Raw genomic sequence first — 17,292 nt, 5'->3', positions numbered from 1 at the left:
GACACCACCCCTAGCCCCACTACATCCGCTGGCGGGGTCGGGGTGCCGGTCAAGACGCCTCTGGACGAGAAGATAACCCGTCACTTCTCAGGCGTTGTCGTGCGCAAGGACCTGGTCAAGGCCGTCAAGGGCAACGCGATTGTTCCCTCTTACGTCCTGGAGTACCTGCTGGGCCAGTACGCGGCCTCCGACGACGAGGCCACCATCCAGGCCGGCATTCAGGCTGTACGCAAGATCCTTGCGGATCACTACGTGCATCGCAACGAGGCCGAGCTGGTCAAGTCGACCATCCGTGAACGGGGCCGTCACAAGGTCATCGACCGGGTCACCGTCACCCTCAACGAGAAGGACGACGTCTACCAGGCCGAGTTCGCCAACCTCGGAATCAAGAGCGTCGTCGTCAGCCCCGACACCGTCAAGAAGCACCTCAAGCTCCTAGTCGGGGGTGTCTGGTGCATCTGTGACATCGAGTACTTCCACACCGACGACTACCGCTTGGTGCCCTGGACCCTGGGCTCGATCAAGCCCATCCAGCTGTCCCACTTCGACTTCGCCGGATACGTCCAGGCCCGTGGCGAGTTCACCACCGAGGAGTGGATGAACCTGCTGGTCCAGTCCATCGGGTTCAACCCCACGATGTTCTCTCGTAGGGCCAAGCTCATCCAGCTGGTGCGTTTGGTGCCGTTCGTCGAACGCAACTACAACCTTGTTGAGCTTGGCCCCAAGGGCACGGGCAAGTCCCACATCTACTCAGAGTTCTCCCCGCACGGCATGCTGATCTCCGGCGGCGAGATCACCGTGCCCAAGCTCTTCGTGAATAATTCCAACGGGCGCATCGGCTTGGTCGGGTACTGGGACGTGGTTGCCTTCGACGAGTTCGCCGGCCGCAAGAAGCGCACCGACAAGGCGCTGGTCGACATCATGAAGAACTACATGGCGAACAGGTCGTTCTCCCGTGGTGTCGAGACCCTTGGCGCGGAGGCATCCATGGTCTTCGTCGGCAATACCTCGCACACCGTGCCGTTCATGCTCAAGCATTCCGACCTGTTCGACGAGCTGCCTGAGGCCTACCACGACTCCGCCTACCTCGACCGCTTGCACCACTACATTCCCGGATGGGAGGTCGATACCATCCGTGAGGAGATGTTCTCCGAGGGGTACGGGTTTGTCGTGGACTACATCGCCGAGGTCCTCAAGTCCATGCGCTCCGTGGATGCATCCGACCGGTACCAGGAGCACTTCACGCTCTCGAGTGACATCTCCACTCGTGACCGCGACGGCATCCACAAGACCTTCTCCGGCCTGATGAAGCTGCTCTACCCCCACGAGCAGGCTACGCCCGAGGAGATCGAGGAGGTTCTGCGGTTCGCCATCGAAGGCCGCAAGCGTGTCAAGGACCAGATCCTGCGCATCGACACCACGATGGCCGAGGTCCGCTTCGGCTACACAGACGCCCAGGGCACCTGGCACTCGGTGGCCACTGGAGAGGAGAAGGACTACCCGGAGTACTACAACAGCCGCCGTCGCAGCGCGGACGGCCAGATCCCGATCGAGGAACCTGCGGCCGGTCCTGCTTTGGCAGACCAATCTGCCGCCCCCGCGACAGAGAAGAAGTCAGTCGTCGAGGAGGTCCTCAAGAACGGTCTGGTGGAGTGGGAGGAAGGGCAGCGCGGGTTCACTTTCTCTAGGCAGATTGTCCCGTACCTGCGTGGGTCCTCCCAGATCACGCTGATTGACCCCTACATCCGCTCCTACCATCAGGCCCGCAACCTGATGGAGCTCATCGAGGGCATCGCCCGCGTCAAGGAGTCCGCTGACGAGGTCACCCTCAAGCTGCTCACCGTGGAGGTCCCTGACGATGTCGAACGTGCCCAGAAGCAGCTGAAGTTCCTGCTGCAGATCAAGAAGAACGCGGCCATCCTCGGCTTGCTCCTGGACGTCGAGCTCGTCAACGACGGCACTATCCACGACCGGTCCATCGCCACCGACACGGGTTGGAAGATCCTCCTGGGCCGTGGCCTGGATGTCTTCCAGAGGCCTGCCGAGTCCAACGCTTTCGACCTGTCGATCAAGTACCAGCAGTACCGGGAGGTACGCGGCTTCGGCATTACCTACCTGCGCCAGAATGAGCACATCGGCCAGTGACCAAGTGCGGGTGTGTCCAGCCAGGAAGCAGGAATTGCTCCGCAAGCTGGAGCTCACTTACTGCGGCAACGCGGTGTGAGGCGCCTCGAGATTTTCGGACAGGGAGATCCCTGTTGTAAAGAAGCGAGAGATAGGACGTGGCTCTCTGCACAACCTGGCACAGTTCTGGCACGTCTGCCGGGGATCCCAGCCACGGGAACAAGGGCGTTGTCAGTGGTCGCAAGTACCCTTCCGTCATGGCTCCCGATGAACTGACCGCGCTCGCCGAGCAGTAGCGCGTGCACGCCCTTGGATGTGCTGTGAGGCCAATTACGCGCGAGTTGTGTATTTTCTGCCTGAGACCTAGGAGTACAGGAGTCGCATGAATCACGAGTGGCACCTTCGCTTTGTTCGAATTCCAGAAGGAACGCATCTTTCGGGCTCCAAAGATTCCCTCGGCATTGAGCGCGACCTCCTGCGTGAAGACGGCACCAATAAGCTCTTAGGGCCCACCGAATCATTTCCGGCTGACGTGGGCGCACTTCTTAGAGATCACGCGTATAAAACGGATTGTCTAAGAAACGCGGACGTGCGGGAGCTCTCGCCGACCCAACAAGCGCTAGCAGACGCGATAGCGGAAGCGCTCGAGGTAGTCGTAAGGGAATTTGTTGTCCCCGTTTTCAGGGAGGTCGTCGCTCCAGCTGTAATGCGTAAATTGAGCGGGATTACCAGGAGCCTTCTGTCTGCAATTATAGAGGCTCGCGGCCAAGCCGGCACTACCGAACTGGCTGTTCCGACTGCAACTCCACCTGCGGATTCTTCCAAAGAATTGGACGCTGCGGTCGAGGAGCCTACACTCAGCATGAGTAGCGCAGAATTTTGGGAGCGCCTTATTGCGGCTCTAGTAGCCGAAGAATTCGCGGCAGCTCAGAAGGTAATGATATCTAATGCCCGCATCGAAGATGGCGATCTCTCTCCGGAATTGAAGAGCGCAATTAAGTTGGTTCTTGAGAAGAATGCTTCCTTGCTCGACGAAGAAATGTTGGAGTTCTTGTCGGGAGCTCGATTCGCTGAAGGCGAGTATTTGCTTCCGGGAAAGGAGGAGGCCTTAGAGGGGCTGTGACCAGCAGGCGGCCCCGCACATCGTCCGCCCGGGGGAATGAGGGTAAATGAGGCCCAGCCGACCTTTTAGCGAACGGTGGAGGAGACCGTAATCGCCGGTCTGAGGTCTACTCAGCCTTCTGGGAAGCACTGCTCCAGGTTTTCCACCACGCCTTCGTCCTGGATGTGCCAAAACCCCCAATTTAGCCAGATATTTTTAACTCTAAAGACTTCACTCGCCTTATTTCCGGGGAAGCGATCAGGTACACAAATTCCCAGATCGCGCACGACTTTCATCGGGAAGGTATGGGAGTATCTATCTGCGTCAGGCCATGGTGCCTCGCTGGCAACGCTCGCCGCCGCACTTGCCTGGATCTTTGCCCTTAGACCGCCGTCTCTCGACGATCCATTTGCGAACCAGATAAATACCACGTCACCGGCCTGAACCATCCCGGCCGCCTTCTTGGCGTTATTACTAGCCCCCGGAACGCCCCAAATGTCGTTATTCTTGCAAATATCCCAATTTGATCGTCGTGTCGCCTTGATGCAGGCGATAAAGGCTCGCATATGAGGGATGGTAGATGTTCCGAGCGTTGCGCAGAAGAGGATTCAAGAGGCTGCATCTGTTTGATGTCGACGGCGACGTACTCGCGCGGTAGAGCGATTTTGGCCTGGAGCTACGGTTGAACAGGTTCCGTTGTGCTGCTACGTGTCGTTCTTCGGCCGCTCGAAGGCGCCGGTCCACTCGGCTACGGGTTCCAATCGTCCGCCGGAACGTGGCATGGCGTCGCTGCGTCTGGAATGACATGCGTCCCCCCACCGGACTTAGGTTTCACGCACACCAGCGCCCCCGGTTCCCAGCAGTACCCTCGCGCGTTCGCCGTACGGACGCATCAGCGGGTCCAGCTCCGTGCGCACGAGTTCAGCGTCAGTCGGCGGGAGGAAGGGCCAGCAACGCCCGCCCTTCACCAGGGGTGTACGCAGACCGGTGAGCAGCCGGTCCAGGCCATTGCCCCACACGCCGGACTTCATGACTTTCGACGGAATTTGGCTGCCTTCGGTGACAGGTGCGTGGCGGTGAGTGAGGGGCCTGCGGCCGTCCAGGTTCTCGTGAGCGCCCTATGCGCATGGGCTCGCACTGTGCGTGATCTATCCAGACTCTTTCTCGGGGGATAGGCCTGAGTCGATGTCCCGCTCAAGTCGCTGCGCGTACTTGGCGAGAATGTGGCGCAGGTCCGCGTAGTGACCCAGCGGATCGGGACGAGAGAACTGGAACCACGCGGTGTTCCGCCGCCCGGCCCACTGCTGCCGGATCCCGTCAGGTTGAGCGGCTTCGAGTGGGCGCGGGGCAAACAGGTGCTCGCCTCGCGTGACCAACGTCCAGATGAACACTGAGGCGTCCTGACGCTTACGGTCGTCGGTCAGGGTGCGGAATCGGAGCAGCGTGGGTGGAAGTTTGCTGACCAGGTCATTCCAGGTGTCGATGCTGAGTACCCATTCGTGGAGTGCTTGCCGTCTGCGCCGGTAGTCAACTGGTAGTTGACGTGGTGATTGCAATTCTGAGGCAAGTGCGCGGAGGGCTCTGTCGAGCTCGAGAGGGTTGCAGCCTGTACGCACCGATCGCCGAGACTGGCGTCCGGTGAGAAGGTGTGTCTGGACGGGCGTGATCCCGAGAAACTCCGCAGCGTCGTCGTAGGCTCCACCCATGGCCCACTGGACGAGTCGGACGGCGGCGGCTCTGCGCACGGTCGTCGATTCTGAGCCCGCGCAGCTGGCAAGGTAGCGCTGATACCAGTCCGGCTCCAGGAATGCCGGAATGTGCTCGGCTTGGTAGCCGGTTCGGAGGGGTGCTCGTGTGCCCCCGCGGCCGTTGACTCGGGGGAACGCCTGGGTCACGGGCTCAGCTACCTGTCGGAGTCGCTCGGAGCAGTCGTTCTTGTGCTTGTCGTAGAGAACCGCCCATGGTGTTTGGCTGGAAGGGCTGCCGAAGGCGGCGCACGTGATCTCCGACATGAGGTCAGGCAGGTCGCCTCTGGAAAGTAGGCGGTCTGCGGCCATCAGCAGAGCTCCGCAGACAGCGGGGTCGCGCGGCGGCGTGTCACGGAGTTGTTGGTTGTGCCTTCCGCGCGGACCGAGCTCTAGTCTCTGTGAGTCGGAGTCGATTCGCTCAGCGGTGTCGGCATCCAGGAGGTCCCGGCCATGAGGCCATGTCGTGCGGATCAGCGCGGTAGCCAGTCGGAGATCTGTGAAGTACTCGGACGCGTCTGTTGTGGGAGTGGGCGATTTTAGGCGGCCACGGATGGATTTCTGGAAGCGGAGGATGTCCGCAGTCGGTTGTGGCTGGTCACACGCAGGGGCGGTGCGGTGGTCGAGTCTGCCGGCGCAGGCGAGAGACTTCCTCCTGGGTGTCTGAGCGTCGACTGTCCACCGGCACTGCGCTGGATGCAGCGTATGGTCGTTGGCGCGTTGGACCAGGAGTCCTTGCGTGTCGTGCGGCTGACCGCAGTGGAGGCATTTGGCTTCCAGATAGATCCGATGCTCGGTGCAGGCGAAGACGACGGGCAAGTGCCAGAGCTTGAGCCATGGCCCGCCGTGCAGTTGCTGGGCCGCCGTGCCGTCGCCCGCCAGGCAGGAGGGGCAGAAGCGGGGCGAGCCGACGTAGAGCCATGCGTCTGGTCTCACCAAGCGCCCCGGGGCGGGCATGGAGCGGGCGATCGGTGGATAGCGGACCCGCCACTGCGCCAGCGTCAGAGCGGAGACTTCTCTGGTCGTTTGCCCTGTGAGCTGGGCGAATGCTTCGGCCTGGCGCTTGGGAAGGTCCAGCAGCAGACTGCCTGGGAAGTGATTGGGGTTGCCTCGCTTGGTCCAGCCTGCCGCGCGGATCAAGTGCAGAGGCGAAAGGCCGAGACGGTACCCAAGTCGAAGGAGGTAGCTGGCCAGGGACTCTCCGGATAAGGTTTCTAGGCTCCGAGGCAGAGGATGCATAACGGGCTCCATCCGTCAGGCACCCGCGCGGGCAGTTGGGCCAGGGTCATCGAAAACGGTATTCCGGGGGCGTTTTACCCGCGTGGTCTTCTTGACGGCGGTCTGCGGGCTGGCCGGGATCACGGGCTCGTCCGGCGGCTGCTCGGGCTCGTCCCGCCGGAGCACGATCTCGTCCAGCAGGCTCTCGTCGATCATTTCCTTCCCGGACCACATGGCTTCCTGGGCGCCGTCTTCGAGCAGGCGTCCCAGCAGGCCGATGACACCGCCGGTGCGACGCATCAAGTACTCGGGCATGGAGCCACCGGTCAGCATGCCCGCCTTCGAGTTCATCAGCCGCAGGTGCTGCTCGATGCCCTCCAGGTGATCGACGAATGCCCCGATCTGTGCCGGGGTGATGTAGCGGAACCGGTCGATCTCGATGAGCTCGAAGCGGTGTTCCGTCTGGGTGACCTCCAAACCGTGGATGCGGGTCGACTCCAGCGGTGGCATCTCCCATTGCAGGGTCTTCTTGTTCCACTTGGCCTCACGCAGCAGCCCGATGCCGGAGATGTTGACGCCGGTCAGGATCAGAGTGACGTCCAGGCTCATAAAGGCCCGCATCAGGTCGAGGACGTCCTGGTCGTCGGCTCTGTGCATCCGCAGCCGGCTGATGTCGTCCAGAATCAGCGCCTTGACGCCATGGTCATAAAGGGAGTCGGCGACCTGCCGTACCAGTTCCGGCAGCGTGGCCGACTTGCGGGCCGGGGCCCGGAAGAAGCCTAAGAGCGATGTGCAAAGGCTTTTCGGGGTTGCTGTCACCGGGGTCGAGACATAGACGACCGGTGCGTGGAGATCACGGGTGCCCGGCAGAGCCTGGGGGTTGAGGTGGCCGTGCAGTTCCAGCCACTGCTTTTCGAAGACGGCCCCGGCTGAGCAGACGGACGCGGTCTTGCCGTAGTTGCCCCAACCGCTGATCATGACGCCGGCGCGGGTCGGGTCGTTCTTCTTCCTCGTGTTGCCGCTCAACCGGCGCCGGATCAGCTTGCAGACCTTGTCGTGCATGGGGGTGTCCTGCAGCGGGAGGTTCGCATTCGTCAGCTCCCTGTAGAGGTCGTAGTCGTACTGACGGCTCGCAGGGAGCATCGACCACTGCTGCGGCGAGATCGCCGCAGCGGGGACGAGTAGGTCGTAGTGGGTGCGGTAGTGCTGCCAGCCGGCGTAGGTGTCCAGGGGCGGGCGGCTGCCCAGGATCAGCTCGGCGATCCTGGCTCGTGAAGGCAGGCCGTCCAGGGGACCATCGTGAGAGAGGGCTCGGGTCACGTGTCGTCCTCCTGGACAGGTGTATCGGCTTCCGAGTCGTCGGGGGGCGGAAGCCGGAACATGGGACGCCGGTTCAGGGCCTCGTGCAGCGTTGCCGGGGCCACGGGCTTGACGTCGGCGAGGGCTTCTTCGCGTCGTCGACGGCGGTCGGCATCGACCGCGTGGTCAATCGTGCGGGCGTGATCGGCCCAGGTCGCGGGCATCCCAGCCGGAGCTGGCTCATCCGCGACGACGGGTGCGGCGGGGCGGTCAGCGGCCGCAGCCTGTGCGCGGGTGATCTCGCGGGCCTGGGCGACGCGCTGCTTCTTTCCGGCCTTCTTCTTGGCCTGGCTGGGCCATTGGTCAACTGGGGTGACCGAGCCGAGGATCCCGAGCAGATGTTCCAGGAGTTCGCTCTCGGAATGGATCCTGATCTTGTTCGCCCTCACGTGTGTCAGCAGTGCGTCGGCGGTCTTGTCCGAGAATGCAGGGATCTCACCTTCGGGCGGCAGTCCTCTCCAGCGCAGGATGTGCCAGGTCTCGTGGTCGGCAGGGTCCTGGAAGAACACCTGCCGGCGGTCCCTCCGGTCACTGCGGACCACCCACTTGCCCGTTCGTTTGCCGCCCCGGGCGGAAGGCTGCTGGAAGCGCGTCTCGTCGAAGACCGGGTGGTGATACCAGAGCCCGAGGATCTTCACCCCGCGACGGGGATGGATCTTCACGTGGTGCTTGCGCAGGACCTTGTAGTAGAAGCTCGGTTCGGGGAAGTCCAGGTCGAAGCCGCCCTGTTCCATCGCGGCAGCGAACAGGGTGTTGGGGCTGTGGTCTTCACCCGGCGCCCAACTCGGGGCGTATTCGCCTAGTTTACGGTTCTGCCAGATCTGGACGATCCAGGTCGCGATGATGTGCTCGGCTTGCGCGAGAGTGAGGCTCGCATCGCGTTCCGGGTCGGCCCCGCGGTCCGCGACGTCACCGCCGGTGAATCCCAACAGGTGCTCGAAAAGCATGGTCTGGATGGTGAGGAACTGGCGCTCGACCGCGAACTTGTCGGTCTGCCGCAGGACGCGAGCAGGCAGGATCCGGCAGCCGATCTCCGTCTCGGCTTCCACCAGGTCGTGATTCTTGTAGGGGCCGCCGTGGTCGGTGGTGACCGTCTCCGGGGCGAAGAACGGCAGAGCGGCCACCCGGTGCCCGGTGAACTCGGCGATCACCTCGGCCGGCACCCCTGCGTAGGGCCATTCCATGTCCTCGTCCCAGCCGTCCCGCATCGGAAGCGGCAGCATCACGTCCCGCAGCAGCATCGCGATGTCGACCGAGGTGTCGGACTGGAGCGTAAGCCGGAAGGCCGGCAGCCCGTGCGTGTAGAGATCGAGTGCGAGGGTCAGCGTCGCGGTGATCGCGTCGCCAAACACGGTCTCGCGCAGCTTCACCGGCATCGGGGTCGAGTCCAGCACCAGAACCTGGCCTGGCCGGTGGACCACCATCCGGCCGGAGACCCCGGCCTCCGCGGCCGCCTCCGCCGTCCGCCCGTAACGCGGCCGGGCTCCGCCGGGCCCGAACCACTCCTTCCAGACGGCCGCGAGCGTCCAGCGGGAAGGGATCTTCTCAGTGGGAAACGTCGGGAACCGCTCACGCATGTACTGGTGCATCAACCGGTGCTTGGCACCCTGGCTCAGGCGGGCGCGTGGGGCGCACTCGGCCTTTACTGCGAAGATCGCCTCCCGGACCTCCTTCGTGATGGTGCGGTGCCCGCTGCGTCGCCGTGTCCAGCGCCCGTCCGCGCAGGCCAGCAGGAGACTGTCGCCCGCCAGTCCCGACAGACGTACCAGCGTCCGGTAGCTGAGGTGCTGCAGACCGCACCGGACCGCCTCGGGACGGGGCATCGCCTCTATCTCCGCAGCCTTCGTGTACCGACGCTGAGTCAACGTCGTGCGGTCCGGGTCGTAGGCCGGCCTAGGCTCACCCGGCAGGGCCCGAGCCGGGTGGCCCTCCCGGAACCCCGTCTCGGCTTCCAGCACGTGCGCCGCCCGCAGTCGGGCCCGCTCTAACTGGTCCTTGGTCAGGTCGGCCAGGGTCCTCGGCTGCCGGGCGACCGGCGGCGGGCGCCCTGACTCGACTGCCGGAAGAAGCCGCAGGTCAGCATGGTTGATGAGCCAACGGAACGAGCGGGTCTCCGCGCGGCCGTTGTCATCCACGAGGACGAGCCGGCCGAGTTGGCCGTGGACGTCGTCAACCGTCCACTCGACGCCATTGAGCGCAACCCGCCTACCCGGGGCGATCTGCAAGAACCCCCTCGCTGCCATCACACCGCCCAGATCAGTGAGCTGTGGCGCAAGGGACTGCCCAGGTCAACGCCGAGCTCGCGGTGCCAGAGCAACCGGACGATGTTCGCCCGGCCCACGGAAGGCACGCTAGTCGCCTTCGCGAGGTCGGAGAACGTCATCGCCTGCCCCGGCTGCCCGCTGATAGCGGTGAGCAGTTGCTCGCGCATGCCGAGAAGGTCCCTCGCCGGCCGTCGGCGCGAGGACAGGTGGTCAAGGACGCTCCAGACATGCGGTTGCCAGCCCGCGACCACCGAGTACCGCCAGCCGCAGGCAGCCGCCACTTCCCTGGCCGCCGCGAACTTCAGCGCGTCCTCTTCCTTGATCAGCTCCATCGGGCGGACGTCCAGCAACCACATTCCACCGCCGATCACGGCCAGGAAGTCCGGGATGTGCCAGGAATGCCCGCCCGCATGCTCGAAGTCCAGCCGGAACGGCTGCGACAGAACCTCCGATGCCCTCAAGAAGTCCAGCGCGACCAGCAGGCTCACTTCCTTCAGCAACTCGAAGCCATGCTTCCCGCCCGCTGACGCCATCGCCTCCAGGCCGGGGCGGTGCCGCTGCTTCGCCCGCCACGTGAACCCCCGCATAGGTCGGGACGACATCACCGGTACGTGAGCCATATCTCGGACAGGCCAGCAGACCTCGTCGGCGCCCACCTGCCACGTCGAACTCCACCGACGCGGCCAGTCGTCCCCGAGCCGCAGCCGATCCCGCAGTCCGGCGTCCCCGTCGTACGCCATGGCAAGGTGGTCCAGCTGACATGAATTCGACGGGATCTTCGCTAGCGCTGCCTCGCCCACTCATCCAGAGAAGCACTACTCGACCGGCAACGGAGGCGTTTCGCCGGTACTGCCCGCAACGCAGCGTGACGGGACCAAGATTTGCCAACTAGCTTGCTCCATGTGCCAACTAAAATTCTCCGTCGCAACCGGTGAGCCGGCCCTCGGCCGAGATCTTTGCATAAAGCTTCGGTGGACCGTATAGTCATGCCATCGACGAGGAGGGTTCGATGGCTTTGCGGGCAGCGGTGGCAGGGGCGAGTGGTTACGCGGGAGGTGAGATCCTGCGGCTGCTCCTCGGGCACCCGGAGATCGAGATCGGTGCGCTCACCGGCAACTCCAATGCGGGACAGCGACTGGGCGCACTGCAGCCGCATCTGCTGCCGCTGGCCGGACGCGTACTGGAGCCGACGTCGGCCGAGGTGCTGGCCGGGCACGACGTGGTCTTTCTCGCGCTGCCGCACGGGCAGTCCGCGGCGGTCGCCGAACAGCTCGGCGACGGTGTGCTGATCGTCGACTGCGGTGCCGACTTCCGGCTGAGCGATGCCGCGGACTGGGAGAAGTTCTACGGCTCCCCGCACGCCGGGACCTGGCCGTACGGGCTGCCCGAGCTGCCCGGGGCGCGGGTCGCGCTGCAGGGCTCGAAGCGCATCGCGGTGCCCGGCTGCTTCCCGACCAGCGTCTCGCTGGCGCTCTTCCCGGCGTACGCGGCCGGGCTCGCCGAGCCCGAGGCCGTGATCGTCGCCGCTTCCGGCACGTCCGGCGCGGGCAAGGCCCTCAAGCCGCACCTGCTCGGCAGCGAGATCATGGGATCCGTCACCCCGTACGGCGTCGGGGGCGTGCACCGGCACACCCCCGAGATGATCCAGAACCTGTCGGCCGTGGCCGGGGAGCCGGTCGGCGTCTCGTTCACCCCGACCCTCGTACCCATGCCGCGCGGCATCCTCGCCACCTGCAGTGCGCGGGCGAAGGCGGGAGTCACCGCCGAAGCGGTCCGCGCCGTGTACGAGAAGGCCTTCGCGGACGAGCCGTTCGTGTACCTGCTGCCCGAGGGGCAGTGGCCGTCGACCGGCGCGGTGCTCGGCTCCAACGCCGTACAGCTGCAGGTCGCGTACGACGAGGCGGCCGGCCGCATCATCGCCATCAGCGCGATCGACAACCTGACGAAGGGCACCGCGGGCGGCGCGGTACAGAGCATGAACGTGGCCCTCGGACTTCCCGAGGACATGGGACTTTCCACGACAGGAGTGGCACCGTGAGCGTCACGGCAGCACAGGGATTCACGGCCGCGGGGATCGCCGCCGGGATCAAGGACAGCGGCAACCCCGACCTGGCCCTCGTGGTCAACAACGGGCCGCGCCTGGCCGCCGCGGGTGTCTTCACCTCCAACCGTGTGAAGGCCGCGCCCGTCGTCTGGTCCGAGCAGGTCGTCAAGGGCGGGCTGGTGTCCGCCGTCGTCCTCAACTCCGGTGGCGCGAACGCCTGCACGGGACCGCTCGGCTTCCAGGACACGCACGCGACCGCCGAGCGGGCCGCGGAGGTCCTCGGACAGAACGCGGGCGAGATCGCGGTCGCCTCGACCGGTCTGATCGGGCTGCGGCTGCCGATGGACAAGCTGCTGCCCGGCATCACCAAGGCGGCGGCCGAACTCTCCGCGCACGGCGGCGAGAAGGCCGCCATCGCGATCAAGACCACCGACTCGGTGCACAAGACGGCCGTCGTCGAGAAGGACGGCTGGACCGTCGGCGGGATGGCCAAGGGCGCGGGCATGCTCGCACCGGGACTGGCCACCATGCTGGTCGTGCTCACGACGGATGCCGACCTGGACGCCGGCACCCTCGACACCGCGCTGCGCGCCGCCACCCGCACCACCTTCGACCGGGCCGACTCCGACGGCTGCATGTCGACCAACGACACCGTGCTGCTGCTCGCCTCCGGCGCCTCCGGCACCGTCCCCGCCTACGACGACTTCGCCGCCGCCGTCGAGCAGGTGTGCGCCGACCTGGCCCGTCAGCTGATCGGTGACGCCGAGGGCGCGTCCAAGGACATCAAGGTCGAGGTGATCAACGCCGCGACCGAGGACGACGCCGTCGAGGTGGGCCGCTCCATCGCCCGCAACAACCTCCTCAAGTGCGCAATCCACGGCGAGGACCCCAACTGGGGCCGGGTGCTGTCCGCGATCGGCACGACCGCCGCCGCCTTCGAGCCGAACCGGTTGAACGTGGCCATCAACGGCGTCTGGGTCTGCAAGGACGGCTCGGTCGGCGAGGACCGCGACCTGGTCGACATGCGGTACCGCGAGGTCGTCATCACCGCCGACCTCAGCGCGGGCAGCGCCGCCGCCACCATCTGGACCAACGACCTGACGGCGGACTACGTGCACGAGAACAGCGCGTACAGCTCATGACCAACCCCACCGCGCGCAACCACACCGCGCTCCCCAAGGCCCGCATCCTCATCGAGGCGCTGCCGTGGCTCACCCGCTTCAACGGCAAGACCGTCGTCATCAAGTTCGGCGGCAACGCCATGGTCGACGAGGAGCTGAAGGCGGCCTTCGCCCAGGACGTCGTCTTCCTGCGGCATGCCGGCCTCAGGCCCGTCGTCGTGCACGGCGGCGGCCCGCAGATCAGCGCGCAGCTCGACCGGCTCGGCATCACGTCGTCCTTCACCGCGGGACTGCGGGTGACCACCCCCGAGACGATGGACGTCGTCCGGATGGTGCTCGCCGGACAGGTCCAGCGGCAGCTGGTCGGACTGCTCAACGAGCACGGCCCGTTCGCCGTCGGGATGACCGGCGAGGACGCGCACACCATGACCGCCGTCAAGCGGCACGCGGTCGTCGACGGGGAGCAGGTGGACATCGGCTTCGTCGGCGAGATCACCCATGTCGACCCGGGCGCCATCCAGGCGCTGCTGGACGACGGCCGGATCCCGGTCGTCTCGTCCATCGCCCGCGGCGAGGACGGCCATGTCTACAACATCAACGCGGACACCGCCGCCGCCGCGCTCGCCTCGGCGCTGGACGCCGAGGTGCTCGTGGTCCTCACCGACGTCGAGGGGCTGTACGCCGACTGGCCGTCCAGCGAGGACGTGATCAGCCAGCTCACCGCGAGCGAGCTGGAGAAGCTGCTGCCCTCGCTGGCCAGCGGCATGGTGCCCAAGATGGAAGGCTGTCTGCACGCGGTGCGGCACGGCGTCGGCAGCGCACGGATCATCGACGGCCGGGTGCCCCACTCGATGCTCCTCGAAGTATTCACGGACGACGGCATCGGCACGATGATCGTGCCGGACGCGCAGGGGGACGGGTCATGAGCAACGAGGAACTGACGCGGCGGTGGCAGGGCTCGCTGATGGACAACTACGGGACGCCGCGCGTCCCGCTGGTCCGCGGCGAGGGCGCGAAGTTCTGGGACGCCGACGGGAAGGTCTATCTCGACTTCGTCGGCGGTATCGCGGTCAACTCCCTCGGCACCGGCCACCCGGCCGTGGTCCGGGCGGTCTCCGAGCAGATCGGCACGCTCGGCCATGTGTCGAACCTCTTCATCGCCGAGCCCCCGGTGGCGGTCGCGGAACGGCTGCTGGAACTCTTCGGCCGGGCAGGCCGGGTCTTCTTCTCCAACTCCGGTGCGGAGGCGGTGGAAGCCGCTTTCAAGATCGGCCGGCTGACCGGCCGCACTCACATGGTCGCCACCTCCGGCGCCTTCCACGGCCGGACGATGGGCGCCCTCGCGCTCACCGGCCAGCCGAAGAAGCAGGAGGCGTTCCACCCGCTGCCCGGTGATGTCACCCATGTGCCGTTCGGGGACGCGGACGCACTGCGCGCCGCCGTCACCACCGACACCGCGCTGGTGGTCATCGAGCCCATCCAGGGGGAGAACGGCGTCGTCGTGCCGCCCGCCGGCTATCTGAAGGCGGCGCGGGAGATCACCTCCGCCACCGGCACCCTGCTGGTCCTGGACGAGGTACAGACCGGCATCGGCCGGACTGGCCACTGGTTCGAGCACCAGGCGCACGGCGTCGAGCCCGATGTCGTCACCCTCGCCAAGGGGCTCGGCGGCGGTCTGCCGATCGGGGCCACGATCGCCTTCGGCACCGCTGCCGACCTGCTGACGCCGGGTCAGCACGGCACCACCTTCGGCGGGAACCCGGTCTCCTGCGCCGCCGCGCTCGCCGTACTGGACACCATCGCGGCCGACGGGATCCTCGACAACGTCAAGCGGCAGGGCGACCGGCTGCGGCACGGGATCGAGGCGCTCGGGCACCCGCTGGTCGATCATGTGCGCGGTGCGGGGCTCCTGCTGGGTATCGTTCTCACGGAGCCGCTCGCACCGCAGGTGCAGCAGGCGGCTCAGGACGCCGGACTCCTGGTGAACGCCGCTGTGCCCGACACGGTACGGCTCGCTCCTCCGCTGATCCTCGGTGACGACGAGGTGGAGGTGTTCCTCCAGGCGCTGCCCGCCGTCCTCGACGCGGTACACAGGGACCAACGATCCGGAGAAGGGCGACGATGACCGAGGCGCAGCACGGCCAGGCCGTACCGCAGACCCGCACCGCACGCCACCGGCGGATCGTGGACATCCTCAACCGGCAGCCGGTGCGGTCGCAGAGCCAGCTGGCGAAGATGCTCTCCGACGACGGGCTGAGCGTTACGCAGGCGACGCTCTCGCGGGACCTGGACGAGCTGGGCGCGGTCAAGATCCGCAACTCCGGCGGCGAGCTGATCTACGCGGTGCCGTCCGAGGGCGGCTTCCGCACCCCGCAGGCGCCGTTGGGGGAGTCGGTCAAGGAGGAGCGGATGGCCCGGCTCGCCGGCGAGCTGCTCATCTCGGCGGAGGCGTCCGCCAACCTGGTCGTGCTGCGCACCCCGCCGGGCGCGGCCCAGTTCCTGGCCTCCGCGATCGACCAGGCCGAGGTGCACGACATCCTGGGCACCATCGCGGGCGACGACACCCTCATGCTGATCAGCCGCGACGCGGCGGGCGGCCAGGCGCTGGCCGACCACCTCCTCCGGCTGGCGGCGGGCGACCACCGGCAGAACTGAGCCGGCGCCGTACGACCCGGATCGTGTCGCCGAAGCCGTCTGGAAGGGCCCCCGTTCCCGGGGGCCCTTCGGCGTTCCCGGGGCGCCGGAACGCGCCGGAAGGCCTTTTTGACGAATCATGCAGTGCAATGCATACTTATGCCAGTCAGTGCGGTCGTCACCAGGCGACGGTCCACGCGACACTTTCGAGGAGCAGCGGTGAGCAGCAACGGCGATGTCAGGCTCTGGGGCGGCCGGTTCGCGGACGGCCCGGCGGAGGCCCTGGCCAAGCTTTCGGCGTCGGTCCACTTCGACTGGCGGCTGGCCCCTTACGACATCGCCGGCTCCCGCGCCCACGCCCGCGCCCTGCACAAGGCCGGGCTGCTCACCGATGACGAGCTGGGGCGGATGCTGGCCGGGCTCGACCAGCTGGCGGTGGATGTCGAGGCGGGCACCATCACCGGCACCATCGCCGACGAGGACGTGCACACCGCGCTGGAGCGCGGTCTGCTGGAGCGGATCGGCCCGGACCTGGGCGGCAAGCTGCGGGCCGGCCGGTCCCGCAACGACCAGATCGCCACCCTCTTCCGGATGTACCTGCGCGACCACGCGCGGATCATCGGCGGGCTGATCGCCGAGCTGCAGGAGGCGCTGGTCGGTCTCGCCGAGACGCACGCGGACGTCGCCATGCCGGGACGTACGCATCTGCAGCACGCCCAGCCGGTGCTCTTCGCCCACCACGTCCTGGCGCATGTGCAGGCGCTGAGCCGGGACGCCGAGCGGCTGCGGCAGTGGGACGACCGGACAGCCGTCTCGCCGTACGGCTCCGGCGCGCTCGCGGGCTCCTCGCTCGGCCTCGACCCGGTGGCGGTCGCCGCCGAACTCGGCTTCGAGCGCGGTTCGGTCGCCAACTCCATCGACGGCACGGCCTCGCGCGACTTCGTCGCGGAGTTCGCGTTCATCACCGCGATGATCGGGATCGACCTGTCGAGGATCGCCGAGGAGATCATCATCTGGAACACGAAGGAGTTCTCCTTCGTCGCCCTCCACGACGCCTTCTCCACCGGCTCGTCGATCATGCCGCAGAAGAAGAACCCGGACATCGCCGAGCTGGCGCGCGGCAAGTCGGGCCGGCTCATCGGCAATCTGACCGGTCTGCTGGCGACGCTGAAGGCCCTGCCGCTCGCGTACAACCGCGATCTGCAGGAGGACAAGGAGCCGGTCTTCGACTCCTGCGACACCCTCGAGGTCCTGCTGCCCGCCTTCACCGGGATGATGGCCACCCTCACGGTCAATGCCGCGCGGATGGAGGAACTGGCACCGGCCGGCTTCTCCCTCGCCACCGACATCGCCGAATGGCTGGTCAAGCAGGGCGTTCCGTTCCGGGTCGCGCACGAGGTCGCGGGGGAGTGCGTCAAGGTCTGCGAGGCCGGCGGCATCGAGCTGGACGAGCTGACGGACGAACAGTTCGCCAAGATCTCACCCCATCTGACGCCCGAGGTCCGCACCGTCCTCAACGTCAAGGGCGCGCTCGCCTCCCGCGACGGGCGGGGCGGCACGGCGCCGGTCCGGGTGGCCGAGCAGCTGGCCGAGGTCAAGCAGGACGTGGCCGTACAGCTGGCCTGGGCGCTGGCCGAACGCTGACACCGGGCGGAGCGCCGGGCCGTGACGGCCCGGCCTC

General features: G+C 66.4%; 13 protein-coding genes. 8 read left to right on the top strand and 5 right to left on the bottom strand.

The features are described from left to right. Positions 1-42 precede the first annotated feature (42 nt). Both brxL and C8250_RS11560 read left to right on the top strand, forming a co-directional pair. A complete protein-coding gene (gene brxL, locus C8250_RS11565) occupies positions 43-2,145 on the top strand; it encodes a BREX system Lon protease-like protein BrxL (protein ID WP_274599425.1) in 2,103 nt (700 codons plus the stop codon). Between the two features lie 361 nt (positions 2,146-2,506). Further along, entirely contained in the window at positions 2,507-3,247 is a 741-nt protein-coding gene (locus C8250_RS11560; protein WP_138352698.1) for a hypothetical protein, read from the top strand. Positions 3,248-3,357: 110 nt separating this feature from the next. Here the strand turns inward: C8250_RS11560 and C8250_RS11555 are convergent, their stop codons facing one another. The 5 genes from C8250_RS11555 to C8250_RS11535 all read right to left on the bottom strand — a co-directional run bounded on the left by C8250_RS11555 (position 3,358) and on the right by C8250_RS11535 (position 10,468). Then, positions 3,358-3,792: a hypothetical protein gene (locus tag C8250_RS11555; protein WP_138352697.1), complete on the bottom strand. Its 435-nt coding sequence runs from the start codon at positions 3,790-3,792 to the stop codon at positions 3,358-3,360. A gap of 582 nt (positions 3,793-4,374) precedes the next feature. Beyond that, positions 4,375-6,210, bottom strand: a complete 1,836-nt coding sequence (locus tag C8250_RS11550) for a TniQ family protein (RefSeq protein WP_138352695.1) — start codon at positions 6,208-6,210, stop codon at positions 4,375-4,377. Between the two features lie 15 nt (positions 6,211-6,225). Further along, entirely contained in the window at positions 6,226-7,509 is a 1,284-nt protein-coding gene (locus C8250_RS11545) for a TniB family NTP-binding protein (RefSeq protein ID WP_138352694.1), read from the bottom strand. Then, positions 7,506-9,371, bottom strand: coding sequence for a transposase (locus C8250_RS11540; protein WP_346268739.1), 1,866 nt, complete (start codon positions 9,369-9,371; stop codon positions 7,506-7,508). The genes C8250_RS11545 and C8250_RS11540 overlap by 4 nt, the downstream gene beginning before the upstream one ends. 419 nt (positions 9,372-9,790) lie before the next feature. After that, positions 9,791-10,468 carry a TnsA-like heteromeric transposase endonuclease subunit gene (locus C8250_RS11535; RefSeq protein ID WP_244809092.1) on the bottom strand — a complete coding sequence of 226 codons (678 nt, stop codon included), beginning with the start codon at positions 10,466-10,468 and terminating at the stop codon, positions 9,791-9,793. A 353-nt stretch (positions 10,469-10,821) separates the two neighbouring features. On the opposite strand from C8250_RS11535, the gene argC reads away from it, so the two are divergent. The 6 genes from argC (at position 10,822) to argH (ending at position 17,255) form a co-directional block, all read left to right on the top strand. Next, complete coding sequence (gene argC / locus C8250_RS11530; RefSeq protein WP_138352691.1) at positions 10,822-11,850, top strand: N-acetyl-gamma-glutamyl-phosphate reductase; 1,029 nt, start codon at positions 10,822-10,824, stop codon at positions 11,848-11,850. Continuing rightward, complete coding sequence (gene argJ / locus C8250_RS11525; protein WP_138352690.1) at positions 11,847-12,998, top strand: bifunctional glutamate N-acetyltransferase/amino-acid acetyltransferase ArgJ; 1,152 nt, start codon at positions 11,847-11,849, stop codon at positions 12,996-12,998. Before argC ends, argJ begins: the two co-directional genes overlap by 4 nt. Beyond that, the gene (gene argB / locus C8250_RS11520; RefSeq protein ID WP_138352689.1) at positions 12,995-13,903 is read left to right on the top strand and encodes an acetylglutamate kinase; all 909 of its coding nucleotides are present in this window, start codon (positions 12,995-12,997) and stop codon (positions 13,901-13,903) included. The genes argJ and argB overlap by 4 nt, the downstream gene beginning before the upstream one ends. Then, positions 13,900-15,102, top strand: a complete 1,203-nt coding sequence (locus C8250_RS11515; protein ID WP_138352688.1) for an acetylornithine transaminase — start codon at positions 13,900-13,902, stop codon at positions 15,100-15,102. Before argB ends, C8250_RS11515 begins: the two co-directional genes overlap by 4 nt. Then, the gene (locus C8250_RS11510; RefSeq protein WP_138352687.1) at positions 15,099-15,632 is read left to right on the top strand and encodes an arginine repressor; all 534 of its coding nucleotides are present in this window, start codon (positions 15,099-15,101) and stop codon (positions 15,630-15,632) included. The genes C8250_RS11515 and C8250_RS11510 overlap by 4 nt, the downstream gene beginning before the upstream one ends. 198 nt (positions 15,633-15,830) lie before the next feature. Beyond that, positions 15,831-17,255, top strand: a complete 1,425-nt coding sequence (gene argH, locus C8250_RS11505; protein ID WP_138352686.1) for an argininosuccinate lyase — start codon at positions 15,831-15,833, stop codon at positions 17,253-17,255. Positions 17,256-17,292: the final 37 nt, after the last annotated feature.

Source organism: Streptomyces sp. So13.3 (assembly GCF_005860785.2).
Lineage (GTDB): Bacteria > Actinomycetota > Actinomycetes > Streptomycetales > Streptomycetaceae > Actinacidiphila > Actinacidiphila fildesensis.
Note: the sequence above shows the minus strand (reverse complement) of the source record. Positions and strands in the feature narration are given on the sequence as shown.

Bases quoted from the DNA above. Each gene is read 5' to 3' on its own strand.
- C8250_RS11560 (WP_138352698.1), top strand. From the start codon at position 2,507: ATGAATCACGAGTGGCACCTTCGCTTTGTTCGAATTCCAGAAGGAACG.
- C8250_RS11555 (WP_138352697.1), bottom strand. From the start codon at position 3,792: ATGCGAGCCTTTATCGCCTGCATCAAGGCGACACGACGATCAAATTGG.
- C8250_RS11550 (WP_138352695.1), bottom strand. From the start codon at position 6,210: ATGCATCCTCTGCCTCGGAGCCTAGAAACCTTATCCGGAGAGTCCCTG.
- C8250_RS11540 (WP_346268739.1), bottom strand. From the start codon at position 9,371: ATGCCCCGTCCCGAGGCGGTCCGGTGCGGTCTGCAGCACCTCAGCTAC.
- argC (WP_138352691.1), top strand. From the start codon at position 10,822: ATGGCTTTGCGGGCAGCGGTGGCAGGGGCGAGTGGTTACGCGGGAGGT.
- argB (WP_138352689.1), top strand. From the start codon at position 12,995: ATGACCAACCCCACCGCGCGCAACCACACCGCGCTCCCCAAGGCCCGC.
- C8250_RS11515 (WP_138352688.1), top strand. From the start codon at position 13,900: ATGAGCAACGAGGAACTGACGCGGCGGTGGCAGGGCTCGCTGATGGAC.
- C8250_RS11510 (WP_138352687.1), top strand. From the start codon at position 15,099: ATGACCGAGGCGCAGCACGGCCAGGCCGTACCGCAGACCCGCACCGCA.